We start from the raw sequence: 17001 nt of genomic DNA, 5'->3' as shown, positions 1-17001 counted from the left end.
CGCAGCGTGAATCAGGGAAAAGACCCAGAAAACGAAGATGCCGCGAGGCGCGCACGCACCGTGTGCGCCGTGTGCGCCGTGTGTATGCGGCCGCCGCCACCGTAGAACGTTGCGGGCCGCTCACGAGCCGTGGAACGCGGCCGGCGCATCGGCCGGCGAAACCGGCGTGGGCGTCGCCGGCACGAAGCTCGCGGCGGACGGCATGGCCGGCAGGACCGGCTGCGATGCCGCGACCGCCGTCGACGCCAGCGCGGCCGGCGCGCCGCTCGTGCCTCGTGCGCCCGACACGCCTGAAGCGCCGGGCGCGGGTTTGCCGGCTGCGCCGCTTGCCGGGTGTTCCTTGCCGTTGACGAGCCGGCTGATGTCCTTGAGCTCTCTCTTGCCGGACGGCGGCGCGCTGACGACGGTCGGCCGCCGCCTATGCTCGCTCGCCGCGAGTCGTTCCTTCTGTTCTTCCGGCAGCAGCTGATAGGCCTTCCAGGCGTTCTGCCGCGTTTCGCGCGACAGTCCTTTCGAAATCTGATAGTTCTCGCGCGCGATGCGGCGCTGCTCGGGCGTCATCCTGACCCACTCGGTCATCTGCTCGTGCAGGCGCTTTTGCGCTTCGGCCGTCATCTTCGGGTAGCGCGCCGCAATCTTCAGCCATTTGCGCTTGCGCTCGTCGCTGAACGAATCCCACTGCGTGGCGAAGGGCGCGAGCGCGATGTGCTCGGCGTTCGTGAGCCGTGCCCACGCAAGCGGGCCGTTGTTCCGCAAGCCGGGAATCTCGACCGCAAGCGCGGGCGCCGCGGGCTTCGGCGCGACAGGCGTCGCGCTGGCGGGCGTGCCGGCTGCGGCATGCACGGGCGCCGGCGGATGAAAGCGCGGATAGGTGGCGGCGAACGCAACCACGCCGGCAATCACACATCCGGAGACAACGGCAAGGCCGCGCTTGTAATTCACCCGTCGCTTCTCCCAGTCCTACCGCGCATGCGACAGATACGCGTTGAAACCGTGATCGAGGTAGGCGGAAAGCGGAAGGTCGTCGCTGAGCATCGCGGCGTCGATATCGGCCAGTTCGGCGGTGCGCTGCTGGTCCTCCCAGTACGCGATCGCCACGAGGCTGACGACGAGCGCGGCGATCGGCCATGCGAGCGCGAAGCGGCGCAGTTTCGACGCGCGGCGCGGCGCCGGGCCGGTGGCAGGCATGACGCCCGCCGGAGCCGGCACGAGCACCGGCACGAAGGCCGGCGCGCGCACGGCATCCGGCTTCTTGCGCGCGAGCGCGGTACGGCGCGCGGCGGCGAGCCGGTCGACAGCGGCGGGCGGGAGGCGGGCGGCGCTTTCGTCGAGTGCGCGCCGCACCTGCCACGCGAACTCGATTTCCTTATCGTGAGCGGGGCTCATAGCGTGATTCCTTTGGCCTTGAGCGCCTGGGCCAGCGTATGGGTGGCCCGCGAGCAGTGGGTCTTCACACTGCCTTCGGAGCAGCCCATCGCGGCGGCAGTCTCGGCGACATCCATATCTTCCCAGTAACGCATCAGAAACGCCTCCCGTTGACGTGCCGGCAACCGTTGGATTTCGTCGTCGATCAACTGCAGAATCTGCTCGCGCGCGAGGCGCTCTTCGCCGCTTTCCGCGCGGGGCGTGCCGTCCTGAACGTCGATGGTATCGAGCGGGTCGAATTCGTCGTCGTCCGAGTTGGCGAGCGACGAGAAGAGGCTCACCCACGTGTTGCGCACCTTCTGGCGACGAAAATAATCGTGCGTCGCATTCTGAAGAATACGCTGAAACAAAAGCGGAAGCTCAGGCGGAGGACGGTCGCCGTACTTCTCGGCGAGCTTGATCATGGCGTCCTGCACGATGTCGAGTGCAGCGTCGTCGTCCCGCACGGCGTAAACCGTCTGCTTGAACGCGCGCCTTTCGACGCCCGCCAGAAAATCGGCGAGTTCTTTGTCTGATGCCATCCGTGCTGAGTGGGCGAAGCGGGCGCGTGCGCTGGAATCGGTGAGAAAAAGCCGGCCGGGTATACGTGAAGCGGCGGCCGAAAAATGTCGTAAAACTCGCGGATGCTAACAAAAATCGGCGGCGGCCGCGAGAAATCGGGCAGCCTCGCGCCAGCCGCGCCGCAAACGTTTTGGGGAAAAACGTTGGAAAACAGGCAGTAAGCGCAGGGCAGGGGCGCGCGAAGCAAGCGGTTAGCGCGGCACGAATATGGAAGATGAACGTAATGCCTGATGCATCCCTGGGGCGGAAATAATTTCTTGACCGGAGCGCCGCTTAACGCTATTGTCGCTGGTTCGCAACATAAAGTGACTAGTCTCATTTGAGGCGGGCCCAAGAAGTCCGCCGGTCAAACTGGACGCGCCGCTTGAACCCGAGCCACAAGCCCGGCAGAGAGCACCCGATCAATTTTTTGCCGAAAATTCGAAAGGTGAACGATGAATATGCCCAGCGCGGAATTCTCCACGTCGGATACCACTCCCCATCCCGAAGCTGACTCGATCGGCGCCACCGTGCTCATGCGCGCCCTGGCTGACGAAGACGTCGAGTTTGTCTGGGGCTATCCTGGCGGCTCGGTACTCTACATCTACGACGAGCTCTACAAGCAGGACAAATTCCAGCACGTGCTCGTGCGTCACGAGCAGGCCGCGGTGCACGCCGCCGATGCCTATTCGCGCTCGACCGGCAAGGTCGGCGTCTGCCTCGTCACGTCGGGTCCCGGCGTCACGAACGCGGTTACCGGCATCGCCACCGCGTACATGGATTCGATCCCGATGGTGATCATCACTGGCCAGGTGCCCACTGCGGCAATCGGCCAGGATGCGTTCCAGGAATGCGATACGGTCGGCATCACGCGGCCTTGCGTAAAGCACAACTTCCTCGTGAAGGACGTGCGCGATCTCGCCGCCACCGTCAAGAAAGCGTTCTATATCGCGCGTACCGGCCGGCCCGGTCCGGTGCTGATCGACATTCCGAAGGACGTGTCGAAAGCGCCGTGCCACTACGAGCCGATCAAAACCGTCGCGTTGCGCTCGTACAACCCGGTCACGAAAGGCCACTCGGGCCAGATCCGCAAGGCGGTGTCGCTGCTGCTGACGGCGAAGCGCCCGTATATCTACACCGGCGGCGGCATCATCCTCGCCGACGCGGCGCGCGAGCTGAACCAGTTCGTCGATCTGCTCGGCTACCCGGTCACGAATACGCTGATGGGTCTCGGCGGCTATCGCGCGAGCGACAAAAAATTCGTCGGCATGCTCGGCATGCACGGCACGTACGAAGCGAATATGGCGATGCAGCACTGCGACGTGCTGATCGCAATCGGTGCGCGTTTCGACGACCGCGTGATCGGCGACCCGGCGCACTTCGCGTCGCGGCCGCGCAAAATCATCCATATCGACATCGATCCGTCGTCCATTTCGAAGCGCGTGAAGGTCGACATCCCGATCGTCGGCGACGTGAAGGAAGTGCTGAAGGAACTGATCGAACAGCTGCAGACGGCCGAGCACGGCCCGGATACCGAAGCGCTTGCCGCGTGGTGGAAGGACATCGAAGGCTGGCGTTCGAAAGACTGCCTCAAGTACGACCGCAAGAGCGAAATCATCAAGCCGCAATATGTGGTCGAGAAGCTCTGGGAACTGACCGACGGCAACGCGTTTGTCTGCTCGGACGTCGGCCAGCATCAGATGTGGGCCGCGCAGTTCTACCGCTTCAACAAGCCGCGCCGCTGGATCAACTCGGGCGGCCTCGGCACGATGGGCTTCGGCCTGCCGGCCGCGATGGGCGTGAAGATCGCGCATCCGGACGATGAAGTCGTGTGCATCACGGGCGAAGGCTCGATCCAGATGTGCATCCAGGAACTGTCGACGTGCAAGCAGTACGACACGCCGGTCAAGATCATTTCGCTGAACAACCGCTATCTGGGCATGGTGCGCCAGTGGCAGCAGATCGAATACAGCAAGCGCTATTCGCATTCGTACATGGATGCGCTGCCCGATTTCGTGAAGCTTGCCGAAGCGTACGGCCATGTCGGCATGCGCATCGAGAAGACGTCGGATGTTGAAGGCGCGCTGAAGGAAGCGCTGCGTCTGAAGGACCGCACGGTATTTCTCGACTTCCAGACCGATCCTACCGAGAACGTCTGGCCGATGGTACAGGCCGGCAAGGGCATCACGGAGATGCTGCTCGGTGCGGAAGATCTATAACGGCGCCGGCTTTTGTCACTGAGCGTTGGCTTCGCCATGCGCGCCTTCACAAAAGGCGCGAAGCAGGCGAAGCGGCGCGGCCGGTGCGGATAAATCGATACCTGGATATCTGGAAGAAGCGATCATGAGACACATTATTTCCGTGCTGCTCGAAAACGAACCGGGCGCGTTATCGCGCGTCGTCGGGCTCTTTTCGGCACGCGGCTACAACATCGAAACCTTGACGGTGGCGCCGACCGAAGACCGTTCGCTGTCGCGCATGACCATCGTGTCCATTGGCTCGGACGACGTGATCGAGCAGATCACGAAGCATCTGAACCGCCTGATCGAGGTGGTGAAAGTGGTCGACCTGACCGAGGGCGCCCACATCGAGCGCGAGCTGATGCTGATCAAGGTGCGCGCGGTCGGCAAGGAGCGTGAAGAGATGAAGCGGATGTCGGATATTTTCCGCGGCCGCATCATCGACGTCACCGAAAAGACCTACACGATCGAGCTGACGGGCGCGAGCGACAAGCTCGACGCGTTTATCGAAGGAATCGATGCGACGGCGATTCTCGAAACGGTCCGCACGGGCGGTTCGGGCATCGGGCGCGGCGAGCGTATCCTCAAGGTTTGACGACGCCATCGATCATGGCCGGGCGCGCCACCCGCGGGCCCGGCCGCGCAGTAAAACGCAACATTTGAATTCACCGTATATCGCCAAGGAACAGACATGAAAGTTTTCTACGACAAGGACGCCGACCTCTCCCTCATCAAAGGCAAGCAGGTCACGATCATCGGTTACGGCTCGCAAGGCCATGCGCACGCGCTGAACCTGAAGGACAGCGGCGTGAAGGTGACCGTCGGTCTTCGCAAGGGCGGCGCTTCGTGGAGCAAGGCTGAGAACGCGGGCCTGACCGTGAAGGAAGTGGCCGAGGCGGTGAAGGGCGCCGACGTCGTCATGATGCTGCTGCCCGACGAGCAGATCGCCGAGGTGTACAGGAGCGAAGTGCACGCCAATGCGAAGCAGGGCGCGGCGCTCGCGTTCGCACACGGCTTCAACGTGCACTACGGCCAGGTGATTCCGCGTGCGGACCTCGACGTGATCATGATCGCGCCGAAGGCGCCGGGTCACACGGTGCGCAGCACGTACACGCAAGGCGGCGGCGTGCCGCACCTCGTCGCGGTCGCGCAGGACAAGTCGGGCGCGGCGCGCGACATCGCGCTGTCGTATGCGGCGGCGAACGGCGGCGGCCGTGCCGGCATCATCGAAACGAACTTCCGCGAAGAAACCGAAACCGACCTGTTCGGCGAGCAGGCCGTGCTGTGCGGCGGCACGGTCGATCTGATCAAGGCCGGCTTCGAAACGCTGGTCGAGGCAGGCTACGCGCCGGAAATGGCGTACTTCGAGTGTCTGCACGAACTGAAGCTGATCGTCGACCTGATCTACGAAGGCGGCATCGCGAACATGAACTACTCGATCTCGAACAACGCCGAGTACGGCGAGTACGTGACGGGCCCGCGCATCATCACCGACGAAACGAAGAAGGTGATGAAGGACGTGCTGAAAGACATCCAGACGGGCGAATACGCGAAGAGCTTCATCATCGAAAACCGCGCCGGCGCGCCGACGCTGCAATCGCGCCGCCGTCTGACGGCCGAGCACCAGATCGAGCAGGTCGGTGCGAAGCTGCGCGCGATGATGCCGTGGATCGCGAAGAACAAGCTCGTCGATCAGTCGAAAAACTAAGGCCGGCGGCGCGGTTGTTTCCCCGGCGCTTTTCTCCGGGGTCATTCCGCCAGCGTATGCCATGTCGGGCGCAGTCGTCGCGCTGCGCCGTCCCTCCAAGCCGTCCAGCGTGATGAACCCTGGGCGGCTTTTGCTATCCTACGGTTTTACAAAAACACTGAAGCCATCCATGAATTACCCTCACCCGATCATCGCACGCGAAGGCTGGCCGTTTATCGGAATCGCCGTCGTTGTCGCGCTGTTGGTCCATGCCTTCCTCGGGTTCGGCATTGCGTGGCTGTTCTGGCTGCTCGTCATTTTCGTCGTTCAATTCTTTCGCGATCCGGCGAGGCCCATTCCGACGCAGCCGAACGCGGTGCTGTGTCCGGCCGACGGTCGTGTCGTCGCTGTCGAGACCGCGCATGACCCGTATGCGAAGCGCGAGGCGCTGAAGATCAGCGTGTTCATGAATGTGTTCAACGTGCATTCGCAGCGCTCGCCGGTCGATGGCGCGATCCTGAAAGTCGAATACTTTCCGGGCTCGTATCTGAATGCCGCCGTCGATAAAGCGTCGCTCGAAAACGAGCGCAATGCGATCGTCATCGAAACGGCGAGCGGGGCGACAGTGACGTCGGTGCAGATCGCCGGACTCATCGCGCGGCGCATTCTTTGCTACGTCCGTGCGGGAGAGCCGCTCACGCGAGGCCAGCGCTACGGCTTCATCCGCTTCGGTTCGCGCGTCGACGTGTATCTGCCGATGGGCAGCCGTCCGCGCGTGACGATCGGCGAGAAGGTATCGGCCTCGTCAACCATTCTGGCCGAACTATAAAGCGGCTCACGGAGACTCCGATGGCCCTGAAACCGCGTCGACCACGCAGCAGCGCCGCACCGCAACCGCGGCCGATCAGACCGTTCCGCCGCAACAAGCCGACGGGCGACCCCGTGCCGGTCGTGATCGACAGCCGGCGCGCCGCGCGTCAGCAATTCCTGCGCAAGCGCGGCATTTATCTGCTGCCGAATGCATTCACCACCGCGGCGCTCTTCTGCGGCTTCTTCGCGGTCGTGCAGGCGATGAACGTGCGTTTCGAAGTCGCGGCGATCGCGATCTTCGTCGCCATGGTGCTCGATGGAATGGACGGGCGCGTCGCGCGTATCACGCATACGCAAAGCGCGTTCGGCGAGCAGTTCGACAGCCTGTCCGACATGGTGTCGTTCGGCGTGGCGCCGGCGCTGGTCATGTACGAATGGGTGCTGAAAGACCTTGGACGCTGGGGATGGCTCGCGGCGTTCGTCTACTGCTCGGGGGCGGCGCTGCGGCTCGCGCGCTTCAACACGAATATCGGCGTCGTCGACAAGCGCTTTTTCCAGGGTATGCCGAGCCCGGCTGCCGCCGCGCTGATTGCGGGGTTCGTCTGGCTCGCCACTGACAACCGCGTGCCGCTCAAGCTCGGCTGGCTGCCGTGGGTCGCGTTCGCGCTGACGATCTACGCGGGCGTGACGATGGTGTCGAACGCGCCGTTCTATAGCGGCAAGGCGCTCGATATCCGGCATCGCGTGCCGTTCGCGGCGACGCTTCTGATTGTGATGCTGTTCGTCCTCGTGTCGTCGGATCCGCCGCTCATGCTGTTCGGCCTGTTCGTGCTGTATGGCCTGTCGGGCTATGTGTTCTGGGGGTATCAGACGCTGCGCGGCCGTGGCAATCCCGCGCGTTCTTCGCAGCGGCAGCCGTAGCCGTCGCCGTCGCTGCGATCGGCTGCGACGGCCGCAGACGACGCGATGCGTCACGCGCCCGTCATAGTCGACGGCTGCTTTTGAGCTCAGGGCGGGTGCAACGCGCTTGCCGCTCCCAAAGCAGCCGTTTCTGCTTCTTTCCCTTGTTTCTGCTTTTCAATCGCCGCGTTTGTCTGCGCCTATTGCCGCCTGCTGCACGTGCCGGCGGACCATTACGCCATATGGCGTGCGCCGTGTTGACCGTCGAACAAGCGGCTGTGGAGCGGTCGCGCCGGCCGTTATCGTGAATTGCGCGAATCGATGAATCTCGATATAGTCGCTGGCATGGCACTTTCCAAGTTCCCCTTCCTGACTCTTCAAGCTGGCGCGCTACTACGCTCGCTAGCTTCGGCGCGCCTGTCGCGCTGATCGTTTTCGCCTCCCGTCTGCCTCGTCTCCTGTTAGCGTCGCCAGCCGGTGGCGCAAACACCCGTATTCCTTTTCGATTTGAATTGACCGGATCCCCAGGAGACCTGAGATGGCAGACAAGCTGATCATTTTCGACACGACGTTGCGTGACGGCGAGCAGTCGCCCGGCGCGTCGATGACGAAGGAAGAGAAAATCCGTATCGCGAAGCAGCTCGAACGGATGAAGGTGGACGTGATCGAAGCCGGCTTTGCGGCAAGCTCGAACGGCGACTTCGATGCGATCCAGACAATTGCGTCGACAATCAAGGACAGCACCGTCTGCTCGCTCGCCCGCGCGAACGACAAAGACATTCAGCGCGCCGCCGACGCGTTGAAGCCCGCCGATCATTTCCGTATCCATACGTTTATCGCGACGTCGCCGCTGCACATGGAAAAGAAGTTGCGGATGACGCCGGAGCAGGTGTTCGAGCAGGCGAAACTCGCGGTGCGCTTCGCGCGCAAATTCACGAACGACGTCGAGTTCTCGCCCGAAGACGGCAGCCGCTCGGATATGGACTTCCTGTGCCGCGTGCTCGAAGCGGTGATCGCCGAAGGTGCGACGACGATCAATATCGCGGACACGGTCGGCTACGGCGTACCGGAGCTCTACGGCAATCTCGTGAAGACGCTGCGCGAGCGCATTCCGAACTCGGACAAGGCCGTGTTTTCCGTGCATTGCCATAACGATCTCGGCATGGCGGTCGCCAATTCGCTGGCCGGCGTGCAGATCGGCGGGGCGCGTCAGGTCGAATGCACGATCAACGGTCTCGGCGAGCGCGCGGGCAATACGTCGCTCGAAGAAATCGTCATGGCGGTGAAAACGCGCAAGGACTATTTCAGCCTCGACATCGGCCTCGATACGACGCAGATCGTTCCGACCTCGAAGCTCGTGTCGCAAATCACGGGTTTCGTCGTGCAGCCGAACAAGGCGGTGGTCGGTGCGAACGCCTTTGCGCATGCGTCGGGTATTCACCAGGACGGCGTGCTGAAGGCGCGCGATACCTACGAAATCATGCGCGCGGAAGACGTGGGCTGGACCGCGAACAAGATCGTGCTCGGCAAGCTCTCGGGCCGCAATGCGTTCAAGCAGCGTTTGCAGGAACTGGGCATTTCGCTCGACAGCGAAGCCGAACTCAACACCGCGTTCTCGCGCTTCAAGGAACTCGCCGACCGCAAAGCCGAAATTTTCGACGAGGACATCATCGCGATCGTCACCGAGGAATCGGCCGAAGCGCAGGAGAAGGAGCATTACAAGTTCGTGTCGCTCTCGCAGCGCTCGGAGACGGGCGAGCAGCCGCATGCGCGAATCGTGTTTTCGGTCGAAGGCAAGGAAGTCACGGCCGAAGCGCGCGGCAATGGTCCCGTCGACGCGACGATGAACGCGATCGAAAGCGAAGTCGGCAGCGGCGCGGAATTCCTGCTGTATTCGGTGAACGCGATTACGACCGGCACGCAGGCGCAAGGCGAGGTGACCGTGCGGTTGTCGAAGGCTGGGCGCGTGGTCAACGGCGTCGGCACCGATCCCGATATCGTCGCGGCGTCGGCGAAGGCATATATCGCGGCGCTGAACCGGCTTTACACGGGGGTGGACAAGCTCAATCCACAGCGCTCGTAAGCACTGACGCCGGCGTTATCGCGCCAGCGGTAAAAACGAAACCCCGTGTGGACTCCGAAGTCCACACGGGGTTTTTCATGTTGGCGCCGCGTGCGCTCAGAACAGGCTGCGGCGGTCCGGGTCGTGCAGCGGATCGGGCGTCTTCTGCGTGAGCCGCAGGATGCCCTGATCGTCGAAATAGAAGCTGTACAGCATGTACCAGACGTTGTCCTCGTAATACCGGTAGGTCCACACCTCGCGCTTCATCAGCGGAAAATACGAGGTTTCCTCGGGGCGGCCGAAGTTGACGAGCACGTCGGCGCGCGTCCATTTGCCGATTTCCGCGCGATAGAATTCGCTCGGCTGCAGCACCTGGCGCACGCTGACAATCTTGCCGTTCGCGTCGATGTCGGCGGCTGTCGTGTATTCGCCCATCGGCTGCGTCGGCCACATAAGCCGTTTGCCGCCGTTGGGCAGATCGTAGACTTCGCGTGGCGGCCCGAGGCGCGATAGCACCGTCGACTGGTCGGCGCCTGGCTGATAACCCTGCCACGGTTGCGCGCAGCCTGCCAGCGCGAGCGTGCCGACGCAGGCAACCAGCATGCGCCGCCCGCGCGCATACCGCGCAATCGCTGCGCAGGCTGTTGAAAGGCGATTGAACATGAATGTCTCCAGATGCGTTTTCACGATAATTTCTATCGCGGACAGGCATCATTTTGACATGTGATGCGGCGAAGATTTTCAAACCGCACAGCAATTCGGCGGGGCGAGCACGCAGCTGCAGTGTCCAGCGTGTCCGAAAGACCACGATTCGCCGGGCTTTCGGGCTGTGCTACAATACGCGCCTCGTTGCAAAACATGGCAAATGCGATGACATGGCCAATGCAGCAGGCCCATGGTTTTCGTATGCCGCGTTGTAGCGTAGAATCCAGCGGTTTCGCTGTAACCCACGGCACGGCCCTTCTTCCGTGACCGCCTGTTGAATCAAAGGAAATCAAATGACTGTTGCTGAAATCAAAAAATCCGACGTCGTCGCGCAATTCGCTCGCGGCGCTAACGACACCGGCTCCCCCGAAGTGCAGGTCGCACTGCTCACGTCGCGCATCAACGAGTTGACGGCTCACTTCAAGGCCCACACGAAAGACCATCACAGCCGCCGCGGTCTGCTGCGCATGGTGAGCCGCCGTCGCAAGCTGCTCGACTACCTGAAGGGCAAGGACGCCGATCGTTATCGTTCGCTGATCGAGAAGCTGGGTCTGCGTAAGTAAGCGGGTCGTTCTTTTCAGCAAAGTGCCTGTGTCAGTTCCGCTGATGCAGGCATTTTGTTTTTGAACGGTGCGCAAAACGGGTAGCCGTACCAATCGAAATCCGTGCGCATTCAGGCCTCGCGGGCGGTTTCTGGCAGTTCCGATCTGTCGGTTCCAATAGCAGGCAACCAATAGCAGGCAAGATCAGACAGCAATAGCAAGGCAAGAGCAATCAGCCGGGCTTCAGGGAAGAGCGCTGTGTCATTCCAGCGGTTCGCGCACGCCGCGCGGCCCTCTGGAATGGCATAACACTCCTCTTCCCCTGCGGCACCGGCTCAAGCGTAGCCGTCGCGCATTGGCGCGTACGGCTTGACGAAAAGATCAATGGAGGACAAATGTCTATGTTTAACAAGATCGTCAAAGAATTTAAGTGGGGGCAGCATACGGTTCGCCTCGAGACGGGCGAAATCGCCCGCCAGGCGAGCGGTGCCGTGCTCGTCGACGTCGAAGATACGGTCGTGCTCGCCACCGTCGTCGGTGCGAAGACCGCCAAGCCGGGCCAGGATTTCTTTCCGCTGACGGTCGACTACATCGAAAAGACCTACTCGGCAGGCAAGATTCCGGGCGGTTTCTTCCGCCGCGAAGGCCGTCCGTCCGAAGGCGAAACGCTGATCTCGCGCCTCATCGATCGTCCGCTGCGTCCGCTTTTCCCGGAAGGCTTCTATAACGAAGTCCAGGTCGTCATCCACGTGATGTCGATCAACCCGGACGTGCCGGCCGACATCCCCGCGCTGATCGGCGCATCGGCTGCGCTCGCGGTCTCGGGCTTGCCGTTCAACGGCCCGGTCGGCGCCGCGCGCGTCGCGTACATCAACAACGAATACGTGCTGAACCCGACGCGCTCGCAGATCAAGGAATCGCGTCTGGACCTCGTCGTCGCCGGTACCGAGCGTGCCGTGCTGATGGTCGAATCCGAAGCGGACCAGCTGCCTGAAGACGTGATGCTCGGCGCGGTCGTGTTCGGCCACGAGCAGATGCAAACGGCGATCGACGCGATCCACGAACTCGTGCGCGAAGGCGGCAAGCCCGAGTGGGACTGGCAGCCGGCGCCGAAGAACGAAGCACTGATCGCGCGCGTCAACGAAATCGCTTACAACGAACTGCTTGCCGCTTATCAAACGCGCGACAAGCAGGCGCGTTCGGCGAAGCTCAAGGAAGTCTACGCAGCGACGTCGGCGAAGCTCGAAGCAGAAGCGCTCGCAACGGGCGGCGTTGCGGCCGATAAGGCGACGGTCGGCAACGTCCTGTTCGACATCGAAGCGAAGATCGTCCGTTCGCAAATCCTGAACGGCGAGCCGCGCATCGACGGCCGCGACACGCGCACCGTGCGTCCGATCGAGATCCGCACGGGTGTGCTGCCGCGCACGCACGGTTCGGCGCTGTTCACGCGCGGCGAAACGCAGGCGCTCGTCGTCGCGACGCTCGGCACGAAGGGCGACGAACAGATCATCGACGCGCTCGAAGGCGAATACCGCGACCGCTTCATGCTCCACTACAACATGCCGCCGTTCGCGACCGGAGAAACCGGCCGCGTCGGGTCGCCGAAGCGCCGCGAAATCGGCCACGGCCGTCTCGCCAAGCGCGCGCTCGTCGCGTGCCTGCCGAGCGCCGACGAATTCGGCTATTCGATTCGCGTCGTGTCGGAAATCACCGAGTCGAACGGTTCGTCGTCGATGGCGTCGGTGTGCGGCGGCTGTCTCGCGCTGATGGACGCGGGCGTGCCGATGAAGGCGCACGTCGCCGGCATCGCGATGGGCCTGATCCTCGAAGGCAACAAGTTCGCGGTGTTGACCGACATCCTCGGCGACGAAGATCACCTCGGCGACATGGACTTCAAGGTGGCCGGTACCGCCGACGGCGTGACCGCGCTGCAGATGGACATCAAGATCCAGGGCATCACGAAGGAAATCATGCAGGTCGCGCTCGCCCAGGCGAAGGAAGGCCGCATGCATATCCTCGGCAAGATGACCTCGGCCGTGTCGGGCGCGAACACGCAACTGTCCGAGTTCGCTCCGCGCATGATCACGATCAAGATCAATCCGGAAAAGATCCGCGACGTGATCGGCAAGGGCGGCTCGGTGATCCGCGCGCTGACCGAGGAAACGGGCACGACGATCGACATCTCCGACGACGGCGTCGTGACGATCGCGAGCACGAGCGCGGAAGGCATGGCCGAAGCGAAGAAGCGTATCGAAAACATCACGATGGAAGTCGAAGTCGGCCAGATCTACGAAGGCACGGTGCTCAAGCTGCTCGACTTCGGCGCGATCGTGAATATCCTGCCGGGCAAGGACGGTCTGCTGCATATCTCCGAGATCGCGAACGAGCGCATCAAGGACATCAACGACTATCTGAAGGAAGGCCAGCAGGTGAAGGTCAAGGTCATCCAGACGGATGAAAAGGGCCGCGTGCGCCTGTCGGCGAAGGCGCTGCTGAACGACGGCGCCGCGACGCAACCCGAATCGACCCCGCAGTAAGCGCGGCTCGAACAGACGGCCGGCAGCGTGAATGCGCGCCGGCCGTTTTTCATGTAGGGTGGATTGCATTGCGAACCCGCAATTGTTCCCGCAGTTTTCAGCGCAATCCCCACCTTTGGAGACGACAGCGATGAAAGCGATCGAAATTACCGAGTTCGGCGCACCGGAAGTATTGAAGCTTGCCGAGCGTCCGATGCCGGAAGTGAAAGCGGGCGAAGTGCTGGTCAAGGTGGCTGCGTCCGGCGTGAACCGGCCCGATGTGTTCCAGCGCAAGGGTTCGTATGCGCCGCCGCCGGGCGCGTCCGATCTGCCGGGGCTCGAGGTGGCGGGTGAGATCGTCGGCGGCACGATCGACGCCAGGCACAATCCGTTCGGCCTCAAGATGGGCGATCGCGTATGCGGGCTGCTCGCGGGCGGCGGTTATGCGGAATTTGCCGCGGTGCCGCTCGCGCAATGTCTGCCGGTGCCGAAGGGACTGACCGACATCGAAGCGGCGTCGCTGCCGGAAACGTTCTTTACGGTCTGGAGCAACGTGTTCGACCGCGCGCAACTGGGCAAGGGCGAAGGCGGCGCGAACGAGACGTTTCTCGTGCAAGGCGGCTCGAGCGGCATCGGCGTGACGGCCATCCAGATCGCCCATGCGCTCGGCTTTCGCGTATTCGCGACCGCGGGTTCCGACGACAAATGCCGCGCGTGCGAAGCGCTCGGCGCCGAGCGCGCGATCAACTACAAGACCGAAGACTTCGTCGAAGTGGTGAAATCGCTGACGAACGATCGCGGCGTCGACGTGATTCTCGACATGGTCGCGGGCAGCTATATCGCGCGCGAACTGAAGGCGCTTGCCGATGGCGGCCGTGTCGCGATCATCGCGCTGCTGGGCGGCGCGAAGGCGGAAGTGAACCTCAGCGATGTGATGCGCCGCCGGCTCACCATCACGGGTTCGACGCTGCGTCCGCGGCCTGTCGAATTCAAGGCGAAGATCGCCGCGCAGCTCATGGAGCGTGTCTGGCCGCATCTCGAAGACGGGACGATCAAGCCGGTCGTGCATCGCGTGTTTCCCGCCCGCGAGGCCGCGCAGGCTCATGAACTGATGGAAAGCAGCACGCACGTCGGCAAGATCGTGCTGAATTGGGGCGCGGACAGCTGATCGAGACGTGAGGCACGGATGGCCGCGCGGCGGTCGTCACGCCGCCACCGCACCGGTTGTTGCGAGACGGCGCCGCAAGTTGCTGCTGTCCACTTTGTTCCCCGTTTGACCCGTCTGTGCCGCGCAAAGTAAAATCGCGTGTTTTGCGCGTGCGGCGGCGTGTGGGTTGCAGTCAGGGCCGCAAGTCGGGGCCGCAAGTCGGGGCCGCAAGTCAGGGTTGCAGCCAGACAGGCATCGTGGTTCAAGGAACCGGGGGAGCGACGAAGCGGAGCTCGCCCACCATTCATGACATCGGGGCAACGGGCAAGACGATGGCGAAACAACGGGCGAAACTGGTAGTCGGCAACTGGAAAATGCATGGCCGCCTTGCCGACAACAAGCTGCTGCTGCAGGCGGTCTCGCAAGGCGCGGGCGGCTTGCCGGATGAGGTAGGCATCGGCGTTTGCGTGCCGTGTCCGTATCTCGCGCAGGCGCAGGCGCTGCTCAATGGCAGCCGCGTGGCGTGGGGAGTGCAGGATATCTCCGCGCACGAGCAAGGTGCGTTCACCGGCGAAGTCGCGGCGGAAATGGCGGTAGAGTTCGGTGCGTCGTATGCGATCGTTGGTCACTCGGAACGGCGCGCTTACCATCTCGAGAGCGCTGAACTCGTGGCGACGAAAGCGCTGCGTGCGCTCGAAGCGGGCTTGACGCCGATTGTGTGCGTCGGAGAAACGCTCGAGCAACGCGAAGCAGGCGAAACCGAAAGCGTCATCCGCATGCAGATCGATGCCGTGCTCGCGAAGCTGTCGTCCGATCAGGTGTCGCGCATCGTGGTCGCTTACGAACCCGTCTGGGCCATCGGAACCGGCAAGACCGCGACGGCCGAACAGGCGCAAGCGGTGCATGCATTTCTGCGTGCGCGGCTTGAAGCAAAGAGCGAAGCAGCAGCGGGTGTCGCGCTGTTGTATGGCGGTAGCGTGAAACCGGAAAACGCGGAACAACTGTTTCGCCAGCAGGACATCGATGGCGGCCTGATTGGCGGTGCATCGCTGAAACATGCCGATTTCCTTGCGATCTGCGAGGCGGCGGTCGCGGCAAGTGCGGTGCGGTAGATTCGATTGTTGCGGTAATTCGATTGTTGCGCGCAGCGTGTTTTTACGTTGCGCCTTTAAATAAAGACTCGGGTGGGTGTGATGCTGTATTTGAAAACATTGATCATCGTCGTGCAGCTGTTGTCGGCGCTTGGCATTATCGGCCTCGTGCTGTTGCAGCATGGCAAGGGCGCGGACATGGGCGCGGCGTTCGGTAGCGGCGCATCGGGCAGCCTCTTTGGCGCAACCGGTTCGGCGAACTTCCTGTCGCGTTCGACGGCGGTGCTCGCCGCGATCTTCTTTGTGACGACGCTTGCGCTGACTTATCTCGGTGCGTATCACGCGAAGCCTTCGGCAGGTGTCCTTGGCACCGCGGCAACGACAGGCGCGCCTGCTGCCACATCGGCATCCGGGCCCGCATCGGCCGCTGCGCCCGCGTCGGTTTCTACAGCAACGAATGCAGTTGCTCCGGGTGCTTCAGTTGCGTCTTCAGGTGCGTCTTCAGGTGCTTCGGCTGCTGCGCCTGCATCGTCCGCGCCGGGCCAGGATGTGCCGAAATAAATTTTCGTTTAGCCTGCTTTTGTGCGTTGAACAAACTGTTTAAACCAGTTACAATTCAAGTCTTGAAGCGATTCGCGGCTTTTATAAGTTGATTTCCCGGATTGCAGACAGTGCCGACGTGGTGAAATTGGTAGACACGCTATCTTGAGGGGGTAGTGGCGAAAGCTGTGCGAGTTCGAGTCTCGCCGTCGGCACCAATGTTATCTAGACGTTATCCTAATGCCAGCCGCTTGCTTCGCTTCGGCTGGCATTTTCACTTCTAGTGAGCTGCTTGCCATACGCTTACAACAGCAAGCAGGCCGAAGTGATTCGCGTCGGGGGAGGGGTCCGCTCCCGGCATATGGTTTGTTAGAACCAACCGATTGAGGATAGTCTTGAACCTCGCAGCCTATTTCCCCGTATTGTTGTTCCTCCTCGTGGGTACCGGTTTAGGCGTAGCATTGGTCAGTATCGGCAAGATCCTCGGTCCCAGCCGGCCCGACAGCGAAAAGAACGCGCCGTACGAATGCGGCTTCGAAGCGTTCGAAGATGCGCGCATGAAGTTCGACGTGCGCTACTACCTTGTCGCCATCCTGTTCATCATTTTCGATCTTGAAACCGCGTTCCTGTTTCCGTGGGGCGTTGCGCTGCGCGATATCGGCTGGCCGGGCTTCATTTCGATGATGATTTTTCTGCTCGAATTCCTGCTGGGCTTCGCCTAAAGTCGGAGGCCAAGCGGTCTTAGGAAGACAAAACATTCTACCAACTCCTTGGCTCACAGAACGACATGGCTACG

The 17001-nt window shown here is 62.3% G+C and carries 16 protein-coding genes and 1 tRNA gene; 13 read left to right on the top strand and 4 right to left on the bottom strand.

Going from position 1 to position 17001, the window contains the following annotated elements; translation table 11 throughout:
- Positions 1 to 120: 120 nt before the first annotated feature.
- From QYH69_RS30085 to QYH69_RS30075, 3 genes are read right to left on the bottom strand one after another with little or no spacing between them, the layout of a single operon-like run.
- Entirely contained in the window at positions 121 to 942 is an 822-nt protein-coding gene (locus tag QYH69_RS30085) for a DUF3106 domain-containing protein (protein WP_308835321.1), read from the bottom strand.
- An 18-nt stretch (positions 943 to 960) separates the two neighbouring features.
- The gene (locus tag QYH69_RS30080; protein WP_308835320.1) at positions 961 to 1386 is read right to left on the bottom strand and encodes a DUF3619 family protein; all 426 of its coding nucleotides are present in this window, start codon (positions 1384 to 1386) and stop codon (positions 961 to 963) included.
- Positions 1383 to 1946: an RNA polymerase sigma factor gene (locus QYH69_RS30075; RefSeq protein ID WP_308835319.1), complete on the bottom strand. Its 564-nt coding sequence runs from the start codon at positions 1944 to 1946 to the stop codon at positions 1383 to 1385. Before QYH69_RS30075 ends, QYH69_RS30080 begins: the two co-directional genes overlap by 4 nt.
- Positions 1947 to 2420: 474 nt before the next feature.
- Between QYH69_RS30075 and QYH69_RS30070 the strand changes: the two genes are divergently transcribed.
- The 6 genes from QYH69_RS30070 to QYH69_RS30045 all read left to right on the top strand — a co-directional run bounded on the left by QYH69_RS30070 (position 2421) and on the right by QYH69_RS30045 (position 9685).
- Positions 2421 to 4184: an acetolactate synthase 3 catalytic subunit gene (locus QYH69_RS30070; protein ID WP_308835318.1), complete on the top strand. Its 1764-nt coding sequence runs from the start codon at positions 2421 to 2423 to the stop codon at positions 4182 to 4184.
- A 124-nt stretch (positions 4185 to 4308) separates the two neighbouring features.
- A complete protein-coding gene (ilvN, locus tag QYH69_RS30065; RefSeq protein ID WP_075157614.1) occupies positions 4309 to 4800 on the top strand; it encodes an acetolactate synthase small subunit in 492 nt (163 codons plus the stop codon).
- A gap of 96 nt (positions 4801 to 4896) precedes the next feature.
- Entirely contained in the window at positions 4897 to 5913 is a 1017-nt protein-coding gene (gene ilvC / locus QYH69_RS30060; RefSeq protein WP_308835317.1) for a ketol-acid reductoisomerase, read from the top strand.
- Between the two features lie 169 nt (positions 5914 to 6082).
- Positions 6083 to 6721, top strand: a complete 639-nt coding sequence (locus tag QYH69_RS30055) for a phosphatidylserine decarboxylase (RefSeq protein WP_308835316.1) — start codon at positions 6083 to 6085, stop codon at positions 6719 to 6721.
- 20 nt (positions 6722 to 6741) lie between these two features.
- Positions 6742 to 7623: a CDP-diacylglycerol--serine O-phosphatidyltransferase gene (gene pssA / locus QYH69_RS30050; protein WP_308835315.1), complete on the top strand. Its 882-nt coding sequence runs from the start codon at positions 6742 to 6744 to the stop codon at positions 7621 to 7623.
- Between the two features lie 517 nt (positions 7624 to 8140).
- Entirely contained in the window at positions 8141 to 9685 is a 1545-nt protein-coding gene (locus tag QYH69_RS30045) for a 2-isopropylmalate synthase (protein ID WP_308835314.1), read from the top strand.
- Between the two features lie 96 nt (positions 9686 to 9781).
- Here QYH69_RS30045 and QYH69_RS30040 read toward each other — a convergent pair whose 3' ends face one another.
- Entirely contained in the window at positions 9782 to 10327 is a 546-nt protein-coding gene (locus tag QYH69_RS30040; protein ID WP_308835313.1) for a hypothetical protein, read from the bottom strand.
- 335 nt (positions 10328 to 10662) lie between these two features.
- Between QYH69_RS30040 and rpsO the strand changes: the two genes are divergently transcribed.
- The 7 genes from rpsO (at position 10663) to QYH69_RS30005 (ending at position 16927) form a co-directional block, all read left to right on the top strand.
- Positions 10663 to 10932, top strand: a complete 270-nt coding sequence (gene rpsO, locus QYH69_RS30035; protein ID WP_075157608.1) for a 30S ribosomal protein S15 — start codon at positions 10663 to 10665, stop codon at positions 10930 to 10932.
- Between the two features lie 374 nt (positions 10933 to 11306).
- Positions 11307 to 13448 (top strand): polyribonucleotide nucleotidyltransferase, encoded by a 2142-nt coding sequence (gene pnp / locus QYH69_RS30030; RefSeq protein WP_308835312.1) that lies wholly within the window; start codon positions 11307 to 11309, stop codon positions 13446 to 13448.
- Positions 13449 to 13578: 130 nt separating this feature from the next.
- Entirely contained in the window at positions 13579 to 14595 is a 1017-nt protein-coding gene (locus QYH69_RS30025; RefSeq protein ID WP_308835311.1) for an NAD(P)H-quinone oxidoreductase, read from the top strand.
- Between the two features lie 311 nt (positions 14596 to 14906).
- The gene (gene tpiA / locus QYH69_RS30020) at positions 14907 to 15686 is read left to right on the top strand and encodes a triose-phosphate isomerase (protein ID WP_308835310.1); all 780 of its coding nucleotides are present in this window, start codon (positions 14907 to 14909) and stop codon (positions 15684 to 15686) included.
- An 81-nt stretch (positions 15687 to 15767) separates the two neighbouring features.
- A complete protein-coding gene (gene secG / locus QYH69_RS30015; protein ID WP_308835309.1) occupies positions 15768 to 16226 on the top strand; it encodes a preprotein translocase subunit SecG in 459 nt (152 codons plus the stop codon).
- Between the two features lie 112 nt (positions 16227 to 16338).
- Positions 16339 to 16423, top strand: a tRNA-Leu gene (locus QYH69_RS30010).
- A gap of 177 nt (positions 16424 to 16600) precedes the next feature.
- Positions 16601 to 16927 carry an NADH-quinone oxidoreductase subunit A gene (locus tag QYH69_RS30005; RefSeq protein WP_308835308.1) on the top strand — a complete coding sequence of 109 codons (327 nt, stop codon included), beginning with the start codon at positions 16601 to 16603 and terminating at the stop codon, positions 16925 to 16927.
- The last annotated feature ends 74 nt before the right edge of the window (positions 16928 to 17001 follow it).

This window comes from Paraburkholderia sp. SARCC-3016 (genome assembly GCF_031119615.1).
Lineage (GTDB): Bacteria > Pseudomonadota > Gammaproteobacteria > Burkholderiales > Burkholderiaceae > Paraburkholderia.
Note: the sequence above shows the minus strand (reverse complement) of the source record. Positions and strands in the feature narration are given on the sequence as shown.

Excerpts from the sequence above, each read along its gene's own strand:
- QYH69_RS30080 (WP_308835320.1), bottom strand. The coding sequence starts at position 1,386 with ATGAGCCCCGCTCACGATAAGGAAATCGAGTTCGCGTGGCAGGTGCGG.
- QYH69_RS30075 (WP_308835319.1), bottom strand. The coding sequence starts at position 1,946 with ATGGCATCAGACAAAGAACTCGCCGATTTTCTGGCGGGCGTCGAAAGG.
- QYH69_RS30070 (WP_308835318.1), top strand. The coding sequence starts at position 2,421 with ATGAATATGCCCAGCGCGGAATTCTCCACGTCGGATACCACTCCCCAT.
- ilvN (WP_075157614.1), top strand. The coding sequence starts at position 4,309 with ATGAGACACATTATTTCCGTGCTGCTCGAAAACGAACCGGGCGCGTTA.
- ilvC (WP_308835317.1), top strand. The coding sequence starts at position 4,897 with ATGAAAGTTTTCTACGACAAGGACGCCGACCTCTCCCTCATCAAAGGC.
- QYH69_RS30055 (WP_308835316.1), top strand. The coding sequence starts at position 6,083 with ATGAATTACCCTCACCCGATCATCGCACGCGAAGGCTGGCCGTTTATC.
- pssA (WP_308835315.1), top strand. The coding sequence starts at position 6,742 with ATGGCCCTGAAACCGCGTCGACCACGCAGCAGCGCCGCACCGCAACCG.
- QYH69_RS30045 (WP_308835314.1), top strand. The coding sequence starts at position 8,141 with ATGGCAGACAAGCTGATCATTTTCGACACGACGTTGCGTGACGGCGAG.
- QYH69_RS30040 (WP_308835313.1), bottom strand. The coding sequence starts at position 10,327 with ATGTTCAATCGCCTTTCAACAGCCTGCGCAGCGATTGCGCGGTATGCG.
- rpsO (WP_075157608.1), top strand. The coding sequence starts at position 10,663 with ATGACTGTTGCTGAAATCAAAAAATCCGACGTCGTCGCGCAATTCGCT.
- pnp (WP_308835312.1), top strand. The coding sequence starts at position 11,307 with ATGTCTATGTTTAACAAGATCGTCAAAGAATTTAAGTGGGGGCAGCAT.
- QYH69_RS30025 (WP_308835311.1), top strand. The coding sequence starts at position 13,579 with ATGAAAGCGATCGAAATTACCGAGTTCGGCGCACCGGAAGTATTGAAG.
- tpiA (WP_308835310.1), top strand. The coding sequence starts at position 14,907 with ATGGCGAAACAACGGGCGAAACTGGTAGTCGGCAACTGGAAAATGCAT.
- secG (WP_308835309.1), top strand. The coding sequence starts at position 15,768 with ATGCTGTATTTGAAAACATTGATCATCGTCGTGCAGCTGTTGTCGGCG.